General features: G+C 69.0%; 12 protein-coding genes. All 12 read left to right on the top strand.

Annotation, left to right across the window (positions count from 1 at the left end):
• Positions 1-149: 149 nt before the first annotated feature.
• The 12 genes from rpmE to FNH08_RS11140 all read left to right on the top strand — a co-directional run bounded on the left by rpmE (position 150) and on the right by FNH08_RS11140 (position 10,468).
• Entirely contained in the window at positions 150-371 is a 222-nt protein-coding gene (gene rpmE / locus FNH08_RS11195) for a 50S ribosomal protein L31 (RefSeq protein ID WP_152771302.1), read from the top strand.
• A gap of 140 nt (positions 372-511) precedes the next feature.
• Positions 512-1,588 carry a peptide chain release factor 1 gene (gene prfA, locus FNH08_RS11190; protein WP_152771301.1) on the top strand — a complete coding sequence of 359 codons (1,077 nt, stop codon included), beginning with the start codon at positions 512-514 and terminating at the stop codon, positions 1,586-1,588.
• 151 nt (positions 1,589-1,739) lie between these two features.
• Positions 1,740-2,579, top strand: a complete 840-nt coding sequence (prmC, locus tag FNH08_RS11185) for a peptide chain release factor N(5)-glutamine methyltransferase (protein ID WP_322724228.1) — start codon at positions 1,740-1,742, stop codon at positions 2,577-2,579.
• Positions 2,580-2,674: 95 nt separating this feature from the next.
• Positions 2,675-3,322, top strand: coding sequence for an L-threonylcarbamoyladenylate synthase (locus tag FNH08_RS11180; protein ID WP_131559019.1), 648 nt, complete (start codon positions 2,675-2,677; stop codon positions 3,320-3,322).
• On the top strand, positions 3,319-3,990 hold the full coding sequence (locus tag FNH08_RS11175; RefSeq protein WP_152771300.1) for an arsenate reductase/protein-tyrosine-phosphatase family protein: 672 nt from the start codon (positions 3,319-3,321) through the stop codon (positions 3,988-3,990). The genes FNH08_RS11180 and FNH08_RS11175 overlap by 4 nt, the downstream gene beginning before the upstream one ends.
• A gap of 167 nt (positions 3,991-4,157) precedes the next feature.
• On the top strand, positions 4,158-5,408 hold the full coding sequence (locus tag FNH08_RS11170) for a serine hydroxymethyltransferase (RefSeq protein ID WP_152771299.1): 1,251 nt from the start codon (positions 4,158-4,160) through the stop codon (positions 5,406-5,408).
• A 186-nt stretch (positions 5,409-5,594) separates the two neighbouring features.
• On the top strand, positions 5,595-6,965 hold the full coding sequence (locus FNH08_RS11165) for an MraY family glycosyltransferase (protein WP_322724226.1): 1,371 nt from the start codon (positions 5,595-5,597) through the stop codon (positions 6,963-6,965).
• Between the two features lie 299 nt (positions 6,966-7,264).
• Positions 7,265-7,702 carry a hypothetical protein gene (locus FNH08_RS11160; RefSeq protein WP_152771298.1) on the top strand — a complete coding sequence of 146 codons (438 nt, stop codon included), beginning with the start codon at positions 7,265-7,267 and terminating at the stop codon, positions 7,700-7,702.
• 273 nt (positions 7,703-7,975) lie between these two features.
• Complete coding sequence (gene atpB, locus FNH08_RS11155) at positions 7,976-8,746, top strand: F0F1 ATP synthase subunit A (protein ID WP_152771306.1); 771 nt, start codon at positions 7,976-7,978, stop codon at positions 8,744-8,746.
• 80 nt (positions 8,747-8,826) lie between these two features.
• Entirely contained in the window at positions 8,827-9,060 is a 234-nt protein-coding gene (gene atpE / locus FNH08_RS11150) for an ATP synthase F0 subunit C (protein ID WP_152771297.1), read from the top strand.
• Positions 9,061-9,101: 41 nt separating this feature from the next.
• A complete protein-coding gene (locus FNH08_RS11145; protein ID WP_322724224.1) occupies positions 9,102-9,650 on the top strand; it encodes a F0F1 ATP synthase subunit B in 549 nt (182 codons plus the stop codon).
• Entirely contained in the window at positions 9,647-10,468 is an 822-nt protein-coding gene (locus FNH08_RS11140) for a F0F1 ATP synthase subunit delta (RefSeq protein ID WP_152771296.1), read from the top strand. The genes FNH08_RS11145 and FNH08_RS11140 overlap by 4 nt, the downstream gene beginning before the upstream one ends.
• Positions 10,469-10,534 lie beyond the last annotated feature (66 nt).

The following is a 10,534-nucleotide window of genomic DNA, read 5'->3' as shown; positions in this document are numbered from 1 at the left end:
CCCCCATCCCGCCGCAAGGGGAATACACAACCCCAACCCCCGGTTTGGGAGGATGGCCCCAGTCCTGGCAGACTGGACCGTCGGCCCCGGTTCACGCTCCCGCACCCCGCGGCAGCGACCCGGCGCCCTCCCGAAACTAGGAGACACCCTTGAAGCGCGACATCCACCCCGAGTACGTCGAGACGCAGGTCAGCTGCACCTGCGGCGCGTCGTTCACCACCCGTAGCACGATCACCGCCGGCGCCATCCGTGCCGACGTCTGCTCCGAGTGCCACCCGTTCTACACGGGCAAGCAGAAGATCCTCGACACCGGTGGCCGCGTGGCCCGCTTCGAGGCCCGCTTCGGCAAGGCTGCCGCTGCCAAGAAGTAGCGAGCCCACAGCGCCGGTCCTTGGTCCCCCCGTCCGGGGGTTCCGGGACCGGCGTTTTGCGGTAACAGCAGCCCACCCATTCGTCGTACGCACGTCCCCGGCCTCATCATGGGAGCGGGGGACAGTCCAGGGAGCCGGAGATGTTCGAGGCGGTCGAGGATTTGGTCGGGGAGCACGCCGACCTGGAGAAGAAGCTCGCCGATCCGTCGGTCCACGCGGACCAGGCCAACGCGCGCAGGCTGAACAAGCGCTACGCCGAGCTGACCCCGATCGTCGCCACGTACCGCTTCTGGAAGGCGAACGGCGACGACATCGAGACGGCGCGTGAATTCGCCGCCGCCGACCCGGACTTCGTCGCCGAGGTCAAGGAGCTGGAGAAGCTGCGCGAGGAGCTGACGGAGAAGCTGCGCTTCCTGCTCATCCCGCGCGACCCCAGCGACGACAAGGACGTCATCCTGGAGATCAAGGCGGGCGCGGGCGGCGACGAGTCGGCCCTGTTCGCCGGTGACCTGCTGCGCATGTACCTGCGGTACGCGGAGCGCGTCGGCTGGAAGACCGAGATCATCGACTCCACCGAGTCCGAACTCGGCGGCTACAAGGACGTCCAGGTCGCCGTGAAGACCAAGGGCGGCCAGGGCGCGCCCGAGCCCGGGCAGGGCGTGTGGGCGCGGCTGAAGTACGAGGGCGGGGTGCACCGCGTGCAGCGGGTGCCCGCGACCGAGTCCCAGGGCCGTATCCACACCTCCGCGGCCGGTGTGCTGGTCACGCCCGAGGCCGAGGAGATCGACGTCGAGATCAACCCGAACGACCTCCGGATCGACGTCTACCGGTCCTCCGGCCCCGGCGGGCAGTCCGTGAACACGACCGACTCCGCAGTGCGCATCACGCACATTCCCACCGGAGTCGTCGCCTCCTGCCAGAACGAGAAGAGCCAGCTGCAGAACAAGGAGCAGGCGATGCGTATCCTGCGCTCCAGGCTGCTGGCGGCGGCGCAGGAGGAGGCGGAGAGGGAGGCCGCCGACGCCCGTCGCAGCCAGGTCCGCACCGTCGACCGCTCCGAGAAGATCCGCACGTACAACTTCCCGGAGAACCGCATCTCGGACCACCGCGTCGGCTTCAAGGCGTACAACCTGGACCAGGTCCTGGACGGCGACCTCGACTCGGTGATCCAGGCGTGCGTCGACGCGGACTCGGCCGCCAAGCTCGCCGCGGCGTAAGGTCCGTAGGGCCGTACGCCGGAGACAGCAGGCGTCGACCGCCGCCCCTGGCCGACAGCCGCCCTTAGCCGTACGACGTTGACAACAGCTCAGCCCCCGGAGGACCAGCGTGCAGCAACATTTTGGGGAGCGCCCCCCAAACCCCCGCAGCGTGCTGCTCACGGAAGTGGCCCAGGCCACGCAGCGTCTGGCCGACGCCGGCGTGCCCTCGCCGCGCAACGACGCCGAGGAGCTCGCCGCGTTCGTGCACGGCGTCAAGCGGGGTCAGCTGCACACCGTCAAGGACTCCGACTTCGACGCCCGGTACTGGGAGGTCACCGCCCGCCGCGAGGCCCGTGAGCCGTTGCAGCACATCACCGGGCGGGCGTACTTCCGGTATCTCGAACTGCAGGTCGGGCCCGGGGTGTTCGTGCCCAGGCCGGAGACCGAGTCGGTCGTCGGATGGGCGATAGACGCCGTACGCGCCATGGACGTCGTCGAGCCCTGCATCGTCGACCTGTGCACCGGCTCGGGCGCCATCGCGCTCGCGCTGGCTCAGGAGGTGCCGCGCTCCCGCGTGCACGCCGTGGAGCTGTCCGAGGACGCGCTGAGGTGGACCCGCAAGAACATGGCGGGCTCCAGGGTCGACCTGCGTCAGGGAGACGCCCGCACCGCCTTCCCGGACCTCGACGGCCAGGTCGACCTCGTCATCTCCAACCCGCCGTACATCCCGCTCACCGAATGGGAGTACGTGGCACCGGAGGCCCGCGACCACGATCCCGAACTCGCCCTGTTCTCCGGCGAGGACGGCCTCGATCTGATCCGCGGCCTGGAACGCACCGCACACCGACTCCTGCGCCCGGGCGGTGTTGTCGTCGTCGAGCACGCCGACACCCAGGGCGGCCAGGTGCCGTGGATCTTCACCGAGGAGCGGGGCTGGGCCGACGCGGCCGACCACCCGGACCTCAACAACCGCCCGCGGTTCGCGACGGCACGCAAGGCGACGCCGTGAACCCGCGCACGTTCAGGACTTCAGACCGGCAGCAGTACGGGTACGGCGCGTACGACGGGTACGACGCGTACTTCGGGTACGAGGAGGCTCGCTAGATGGCACGGCGATACGACACCAACGACGCTACCGACCGCGCGACGGGCCTGCGTGAGGCCGCGTCCGCAGTTCGCCGTGGCGAGCTGGTGGTCCTCCCCACCGACACCGTGTACGGCGTGGGCGCCGACGCGTTCTCCTCGGAGGCCGTCGCCGACCTGCTGGAAGCCAAGGGCCGCGGCCGCAACATGCCCACGCCCGTCCTCATCGGCTCCCCGAACACCCTGCACGGCCTCGTCACGGACTTCTCCGAGATGGCCTGGGAGCTCGTCGACGCCTTCTGGCCGGGCGCGCTCACGCTCGTCGCCAAGCACCAGCCGTCGCTCCAGTGGGACCTCGGGGACACCCGTGGCACGGTCGCCGTGCGCATGCCACTGCACCCGGTCGCGATCGAGCTGCTGACCGAGGTCGGCCCCATGGCGGTGTCCTCGGCGAACCTGACCGGGCACCCGGCGCCGGAGGACTGTGACGCCGCGCAGGAGATGCTCGGCGACTCCATCTCCGTCTACCTGGACGGCGGCCCGACCCCGGGCAACGTGCCCTCCTCCATCGTCGACGTCACGGGCAAGGTGCCGGTGCTGCTGCGCGCGGGCGCGCTGTCGGCGGACGAGCTGCGCAAGGTCGTACCCGACCTTGAGGTGGCGAATTGACGGCCCCTGACGCGGGGCGTGGCATATGGAACGGGGAAGAGACGAGGACCTTCACAGGGCTTCCGCGTGACACCTTCCGCATCCTCCACGTCAGCACCGGCAACGTGTGCCGCTCGCCGATCACCGAGCGGCTGACCCGCCATGCTCTGGCGGACCGGCTCGGCGACCCGCTGTGGGGCGGCATCGTCGTCGAGAGCGCCGGCACCTGGGGCCACGAGGGCGCGCCCATGGAGACCAACGCCGAGGCGGTCCTCGCGGACTTCGGCGCGGACGCCACCGGCTTCCTGGGCCGGGAGCTGCTGGACGAGCACGTCATCATGGCCGACCTGGTGCTGACCGCGACCCGGGACCACCGCGCCCAGGTCATCTCCATGGGCCACTCGGCGGGCCTGCGCACCTTCACCCTGAAGGAGTTCACCCGCCTCGTCCGCGCGATCGACCCCACCACCCTGCCCCCGCTGGAGGAGGGCCTGGTCGCGAGAGCACGGGCACTGGTGCGCGCTGCCGCGGCTCTACGCGGGTGGCTCCTGGCCCCGACGGCGGAGGCGGACGAGGTGTACGACCCGTACGGGGCGCCGCTGCCGTTCTTCCAGTCGGTGGGCGACGAGATACACCAGGCCCTGGATCCGGTGGTGACGGCGCTGACCGGGGTGCCGGCGCGGGCCTGAGCGCTTCGCTGAATTGCCAGGACTGGGCCGTCGGACTTCTGCGGGTCCGTCGTGGCTGGTCGCGCAGTTCCCCGCGCCCCTTCAGGGCGCGGCCGAACCCACCGGGCGCCTCGTGGCATGCGGCCCTACATTGGTCCTAGCGAACCCACCGGCACCCGGAGCCCACCATGTCGGTCACCCCCGCGGTCACATACCCGCTCGAAGCGGACGTCCTGCGCCGGCAGGACCCGGAACTCGCCGAGATCCTGACCGGTGAGCTGGCCCGGCAGTCGACGACGCTGCAGCTCATCGCCGCCGAGAACTTCACCTCGCCGGCCGTGCTCGCGGCACTCGGGTCGCCGCTCGCCAACAAGTACGCGGAGGGGTATCCCGGGGCGCGGCACCACGGTGGGTGCGAGATCGTCGACACGGCCGAGCGGATCGCCGTCGAGCGGGCGAAGGCGCTGTTCGGCGCCGAGCACGCCAATGTGCAGTCGCACTCGGGCTCGTCGGCCGTCCTCGCCGCGTACGCGGCGCTGCTGCGGCCTGGGGACACCGTTCTCGCCATGGGGCTGCCCTTCGGGGGACATCTCACGCACGGCTCGCCCGCCAACTTCTCCGGGCGCTGGTTCGACTTCGTCGGGTACGGCGTCGAGGCCGAGTCGGGGCTCGTCGACCACGACCAGGTGCGCACCCTGGCCCGTACCCACCGCCCCAAGGCCATCGTGTGTGGGTCCATCTCCTATCCGCGCCACATCGACTACGCCTTCTTCCGCGAGGTCGCCGACGAGGTCGGGGCCTACCTGATCGCCGACGCCGCGCACCCCATGGGGCTCGTCGCCGGGGGAGCGGCGCCGAATCCGGTGCCGTACGCCGATGTCGTCTGCGCCACCACGCACAAGGTGCTGCGCGGTCCCCGCGGCGGCATGATCCTTTGCGGGAGCGATCTCGCGGAGCGCGTCGACCGGGCGGTCTTCCCGTTCACACAGGGCGGCGCGCAGATGCACACCATCGCCGCCAAGGCCGTCGCGTTCGGCGAGGCGGCGACACCGGGGTTCGCGGCGTACGCCCATCAGGTGGTCGCGAACGCCAGGGTGCTCGCCCAGGGGCTGGCCGACGCGGGGCTCGTCGTCACCACCGGCGGCACCGACACCCACATGGTGGTCGTCGATCCCGCCCCGCTCGGCGTCGACGGACGCACCGCGCGCGGGCGGCTGGCCGCGGCCGGTATGGTCCTCGACACCTGTGCCCTGCCTCACGGCGACACTCGCGGCCTGCGGCTCGGCGCGGCGGCACTGACCACGCAGGGCATGGGCGAGGTGGAGACGGCCCGGATCGCAGCCCTGTTCGCGGCAGTACTCCGTGAGGATGTCGACAGCAAGCAGGCGCGTGAAGAAGTGCGGGAGCTGACCGGGAGATTTCCGCCCTACCCGCAGTGACGGAATGCCGGAAGTGGACCGAGATGCTCCGGAAGATCCCCGCCGTATCGCGGCCGAAGCGGGGTAGACGCACCACCGGACACAGACACACGTGCAACCATCGTCGCTACCCGGAAGTCCCCAACCATATGCGCTCATCGCTAGGGTGTGGGGCTGAGATGGCCAGCGAGACCTGTGGGGAAGCCTGTGCGTGAATACCTGCTGACACTCTGCATCACGGCCGCGGTGACGTACCTGCTGACAGGGCCGGTACGGAAGTTCGCGATCGTGGCGGGTGCCATGCCGGCGATCCGCGCGCGCGACGTCCACCGAGAACCCACGCCCCGGCTCGGCGGTATCGCCATGTTCTTCGGGCTGTGCGCGGGCCTTCTGGTCGCCGACCACCTCACCAACCTCAGCGAGGTCTTCGCCAACTCCAACGAACCGCGCGCCCTGCTCTCCGGCGCCGCGCTGATCTGGCTCATCGGCGTCCTGGACGACAAGTTCGAGATCGACGCGCTGATCAAGCTGGGCGGCCAGATGATCGCCGCGGGCGTCATGGTCATGCAGGGTCTGACGATCCTCTGGCTGCCCATCCCCGGCGTCGGCAACGTCGCGCTGACCCAGTGGCAGGGCACGCTGCTCACGGTCGCCCTGGTCGTCATCACGATCAACGCGGTCAACTTCGTGGACGGCCTCGACGGTCTCGCCGCCGGCATGGTGTGCATCGCGTCGTGCGCGTTCTTCATGTACGCGTACCGCATCTGGTACAGCTACGGCATCGAGGCCGCCGCCCCGGCCACCCTTTTCGCGGCCATCCTCATGGGCATGTGCCTGGGCTTCCTGCCGCACAACATGCATCCCGCCCGGATCTTCATGGGTGACTCCGGCTCGATGCTCATCGGGCTCGTGCTGGCCGCGGGCGCCATCTCCGTCACGGGGCAGATCGACCCCGACGCCATGAACCTGTTCTCGGGTTCCGAGCGCAACACGGTCCACCAGACCGTCCCCGTCTACATCCCGCTGCTGCTGCCGCTGACGATCATCGCCATCCCCGCCGCCGACCTGGTGCTGGCGATCGTGCGCCGCACCTGGCGGGGCCAGTCCCCGTTCGCCGCCGACCGCGGCCACCTGCACCACCGCCTGCTGGAGATCGGCCACTCGCACAGCCGGGCCGTGCTGATCATGTACTTCTGGTCCGCGCTGATCGCCTTCGGCGCCCTGGCGTACTCGGTGAACTCGGCCTCGATGTGGATCGTCCTCGGAGTCGTCGCGCTCAGCTTCGTCGGACTGGTGCTGCTCCTGCTGCCGCGCTTCACGCCGCGCGCCCCGCGCTGGGCCGAGGCCTTCGTGCCCCCGCGGTACCGCCGCAGGACCGGTCAGGAGGCCGCGGCCATCGCTCCGGCCGCGTCGAGTGCCGCGTACGGAACGACGGGCACGGACGCGGACATGGACGCTCAGGAGCCCGTCGACCATCGCACCCCGGTGGCCGCGGGAGCCTCACGCGTCAACGGCGCCACCGCGCTGAGCGCCCGTGCGCGTCTTCTGGACGGGCGTAAAGCCGAAACCTCGCGCTGACCCGAAGGTAAGAATCTGACTAACTCTTGACTCGACGTCCAGGACGCAAACCGGTCTTATACCAGACAAAAGGGCGGGGTTTTTGCACAGACGGGCAGGTTCACTCTCATGTGTGACACCTCGCACACCCAGCAGGTAAAGACCTCATCAAATAGTTTGTGATACGGTTCACGAGAACCCGGGATAGAGCCGAAGGACCGCAGTGCGACGGTCCATTGGCGGTGAATTCTCACTGTCACCCCGGGGCTACGCTCGTCCATGACGACACCCTGCCCCCGTAACTGAGCGGAGTTGCCGCCATGCCGTCCAATGACGCCCGGATCCTGCTTCAGGCTGCCGTACCCACGGTCGCCGTGGGCGCGATCGCTGCCGTCGTCAGCGGTGTGGTCGTCGGCGGCAAAGGGGCGGTCGGTGCCATCGTGGCGGCCGTGCTCACGATCCTCTTCATGGGAATCGGGCTCTACGTTCTGCAGCGGACTGCCAAATCGCTTCCGCATCTGTTCCAGATGATGGGCCTGATGCTCTACGCCGCGCAGATCCTGCTGCTGTTCATCTTCCTGAGCGCGTTCAAGAACACCACGCTGTTCCACCCCAAGGCCTTCGCGATCACGCTCATCGGTACCACCCTCGCGTGGATCGCCGCCCAGACCCGGGCGCACATGAAGGCCAAGATCCTCTACGTCGAACCTGATTCCTCCACGGGCAGCAAGCCCGAAAAATCGGGGCACTCGTCGTGAGGGGTAGGGCCGAGATAAATGCGTGTGCGAACTCCTGCTATCGTCCGGTGCCAACTGCGGCATCGCGGGCGCGGGCATCCGAGCTGACGCCTGCTCAAACGCGAGGCTCGATGCCCCTCAGCCGCCCCCACATCCGTAACACCAGTCCAGTGCCGATCCGCGGCTGCGCGCCGCGCCGACACAACGAGGTTGCCGTACCCATGCGTCACGCCGAAGGAGCCCGCGGTGAGTGCTGACCAGACCCAGCTCGCCTTTGACTGGAGCTGTCGGATCATGGCCGACAACGGCTGCGGCTTCCCGGCTCCGGGCCTGCACTCGTTCCTCTTCAAGCCGATCGCCACGTTCGGCGGGTTCGAGTTCAACAAGGTGATGCTGCTCGCGCTCATCACCACCCTGCTCGTCGTCACCTTCTTCACGCTCGCGTTCGGCAAGGCGAAGGTGGTGCCCGGCAAGCTCCAGATGATCGGTGAGGCCGGCTACGACTTCGTACGCCGCGGCATCGTCTACGAGACCCTCGGCAAGAAGGAGGGCGAGAAGTTCGTCCCCCTGATGGTCTCGCTGTTCTTCTTCATCTGGATCATGAACATCTGGTCCGTGATCCCGCTGGCCCAGTTCCCGGTGTCCTCGATCATCGCCTACCCGATGGTGCTCGCCGCCGTCGTCTACGTGGTGTGGGTCTCGATGACCTTCAAGCGGCACGGTTTCGTCGGCTTCTTCAAGAACGTCACCGGCTACGACAAGGAACTCGGCGGGGTCCTCCCGCTCGTGATGGTCATCGAGTTCTTCTCGAACCTGCTGGTCCGGCCGTTCACCCACGCCGTGCGACTCTTCGCCAACATGTTCGCCGGCCACCTGATGCTCGTGATGTTCACCGTCGCCTCCTGGTACCTGCTGAACAGCTGGATGATCCCGGCGGCCGGTGTCTCCTTCGTGATGACCATCGTCATGATCGGCTTCGAGCTTTTCGTGCAGGCCGTCCAGGCGTACGTCTTCGTCCTGCTCGCCTGCTCGTACATCCAGGGCGCTCTCGCCGAGCACCACTGAGCCCCGCGCCGCTCCACAACCCCCCAAGAACGTCCGGTGGCCAACCCCCGCCGGTCCATGAAAGAGAAGGAAGATTCAGCATGGCTGCCATGGAGACCCTCGCCGCCCTTGAAGGCAACATCGGTTCCGTCGGCTACGGCCTCGCCGCCATCGGCCCCGGCGTCGGCGTCGGCATCATCTTCGGCAACGGCACCCAGGCTCTGGCCCGCCAGCCCGAGGCCGCCGGTCTGATCCGTGCCAACCAGATCCTCGGCTTCGCCTTCTGTGAGGCGCTTGCCCTCATCGGCATCGTCATGCCGTTCGTCTACGGATGATCGAGCCCTGACGAGCGAACCTTTCAACGAAAGGCACTGATGTGATCGCCAACCTGGTACAGCTGGCGGCCGAGGAGGAGCAGAACCCGCTCGTCCCGCCGGGCCCCGAGCTGCTCGTGGGCACCATCGCCTTCGCCATCGTGTTCTTCTTCTTCTGGAAGAAGCTCCTCCCGAACATCAACAAGGTTCTGGACGAGCGCCGCGCGGCGATCGAAGGCGGTATCGAAGAGGCCGACGCCATGAAGGTCGAGGCCCAGAGCGTGCTCGAGCAGTACAAGGCTCAGCTCCAAGAGGCCCGGCACGAGGCCGCGCGTCTGCGCCAGGAGGCGCAGGAGCAGGGCGCCACGCTCATCGCCGAGATGCGTGCGGAAGGCCAGCGGCAGCGTGAGGAGATCATCGCCGCCGGCCACTCCCAGATCGAGGCCGACCGCAAGGCCGCCGCGTCCGCGCTGCGCCAGGACGTCGGCAAGCTCGCCACCGACCTGGCCGGCAAGCTCGTCGGCGAGTCCCTCGAGGACCACGCCCGGCAGAGCCGTGTGATCGACCGCTTCCTCGATGACCTCGAGGAGAAGGCAGAGGCGGCTCGATGACAGCGCACGGAGCGAGCCGCGAGGCAACCGCAGCCGCACGTGAGCGTCTCGACGCGCTGACGGACTCCACGTCCGTGGACGCGGGCTCGCTCGCCGGCGAGCTGGCCGCCGTCACCGCGCTGCTCGACCGCGAGGTCAGCTTGCGTCGGGTCCTCACCGACCCGGCGCAGGCCGCTGAGGCCAAGGCCGAACTGGCCGGACGCATCTTCGGCGGTCAGGTCAGCGGCACCGCCGTCGACCTGGTGGCCGGCACGGTGCGCTCCCGCTGGTCGCAGTCGCGCGACCTGGTGGACGCGCTGGAGGAGCTGGCCGCCACGGCCGACCTCACCGCGGCCCAGAAGGCGGGCGCGCTCGACGACGTCGAGGACGAGCTGTTCCGGTTCGGCCGGATCGTCTCCTCGAACACCGAGCTGCGGTCCGCCCTGACCGACCGTGCCGCGAGCGCCTCCGCCAAGAGCGAACTGCTGCGCAGCCTGCTCGGCGGTCGCGCCAACGTGGCGACCGAGCGTCTGGTGACGCGCCTCGTGACCGCGCCGCGTGGACGTAGCCTGGAGGCGGGACTCGAGTCCCTGTCCCAGCTCGCCGCCGAGCGCCGGGACCGACTGGTGGCCACCGTCACCTCGGCGGTTCCGCTGAGCGACCGGCAGAAGCAGCGCCTGGGCGCCGCCCTCGCGAAGCTCTACGGCCGTCAGATGCACCTCAACATCGACGTCGACCCCGAGGTCGTCGGCGGGATCCGGGTGCAGGTCGGCGACGAGGTCATCAACGGCGCGATCGCGGACCGACTCGAGGACGCCGGCCGCCGCATGGCGAGCTAGCGGCACCGCGGCAACTGAACACGCAGTACGTCCTTACGGCCCTGGTTGGGCCGTGCAGAAGAATCC

The sequence above is a fragment of the Streptomyces spongiae genome, from assembly GCF_009377185.1.
Taxonomy (GTDB): domain Bacteria; phylum Actinomycetota; class Actinomycetes; order Streptomycetales; family Streptomycetaceae; genus Streptomyces; species Streptomyces spongiae.
This window is presented reverse-complemented; position numbering and strand designations above follow the sequence as displayed.

Coding starts and splice junctions, on each gene's coding strand:
- prfA (WP_152771301.1), top strand. CDS start 512: ATGTTCGAGGCGGTCGAGGATTTGGTCGGGGAGCACGCCGACCTGGAG.
- FNH08_RS11180 (WP_131559019.1), top strand. CDS start 2,675: ATGGCACGGCGATACGACACCAACGACGCTACCGACCGCGCGACGGGC.
- FNH08_RS11170 (WP_152771299.1), top strand. CDS start 4,158: ATGTCGGTCACCCCCGCGGTCACATACCCGCTCGAAGCGGACGTCCTG.
- FNH08_RS11160 (WP_152771298.1), top strand. CDS start 7,265: ATGCCGTCCAATGACGCCCGGATCCTGCTTCAGGCTGCCGTACCCACG.
- atpB (WP_152771306.1), top strand. CDS start 7,976: ATGGCCGACAACGGCTGCGGCTTCCCGGCTCCGGGCCTGCACTCGTTC.
- atpE (WP_152771297.1), top strand. CDS start 8,827: ATGGCTGCCATGGAGACCCTCGCCGCCCTTGAAGGCAACATCGGTTCC.
- FNH08_RS11140 (WP_152771296.1), top strand. CDS start 9,647: ATGACAGCGCACGGAGCGAGCCGCGAGGCAACCGCAGCCGCACGTGAG.